Here is a 1073-nt window from a genome sequence, read left to right on the forward strand (position 1 = left end):
CTAGGTGTTCTGTCCCGGGAGGTTGTGGACTGGTGATGCCGGTCTCGGCTGAGGATTCTTGAATGGGTGAGGGCCTTCCGGGTTCGGTGTGGATTGCGACGTCTACACCGACCGAAAGGCCCTCGTGCCCCACCGTAATGCACCCCTGACCGAGACCGGACGCCTGCGCCTGGCCCGCTGCGTCGTCGAGGACAACTGGCCCCTGCGACGAGCCGCCGAACGCTTTCAAGTCTCGCCGACCACGGCCCAACGCTGGGCGGACCGGTACCGCCGGTTCGGCGAGGCAGGCATGACCGACCGCTCCTCCCGTCCGCACAGCAGCCCGCGCCGCACCCCGACCCGCACCGAACGCCGGATCATCAAGGTCCGCGTCCTGCGCCGCTGGGGACCAGCCCGCATCGCGCACCTGCTCGGGCTGGCGCCCTCCACAGTCCACCGCGTGCTGACCCGCTTCGGCATGGCCCGCCTGACCCACCTGGACCGGGCCACCGGCCGTGTCATACGCCGCTACGAACGCGACCGGCCGGGCGAACTCGTCCACGTGGACATCAAGAAACTCGGCAACATCCCCGACGGCGGCGGCCACAAAGCACTGGGCCGCCAAGCCGGCCGCAAGACCCGGTCCGGGGCCGGCTACAGCTACATCCACACCGCCGTCGACGACCACTCCCGCCTCGCCTACAGCGAGATCCTCACCGACGAGAAGAAAGAAACCGCCACCGGCTTCTGGCAACGGGCCCAGGCGTTCTTCACCTCATACGGGATCACCGTCGAGCGGGTCCTGACCGACAACGGCGCCTGCTACAAGTCCCACGCCTGGCGCGACACCCTGGCAGCGGCCGGGATCACCCACAAACGAACCCGGCCCTACCGCCCACAGACCAACGGCAAGGTCGAACGCCTCAACCGCACCCTGCTCGACGAATGGGCCTACGCCCGCCCCTACCGCTCAGAAGGTGAACGACGCGCCGCGTTCCGGCAATGGCTGCACACCTACAATCACCACCGCGGACACACCGCGCTCAAGGGTCAGCCACCCGCCAGCCGCGTTCCTAACCTCTCAGGGCAATACA

At 68.2% G+C, this 1073-nt stretch carries 1 protein-coding gene; it reads left to right on the forward strand.

The window, feature by feature from the left end; translation table 11 throughout:
• Nucleotides 1-124 precede the first annotated feature (124 nt).
• Nucleotides 125-1073, forward strand: a 949-nt coding sequence (locus ACWDEX_RS37205) for an IS481 family transposase (protein ID WP_450469120.1), incomplete at its 3' end; no start/stop codon positions are given.

This window comes from Streptomyces sp. NPDC001020 (genome assembly GCF_053599115.1).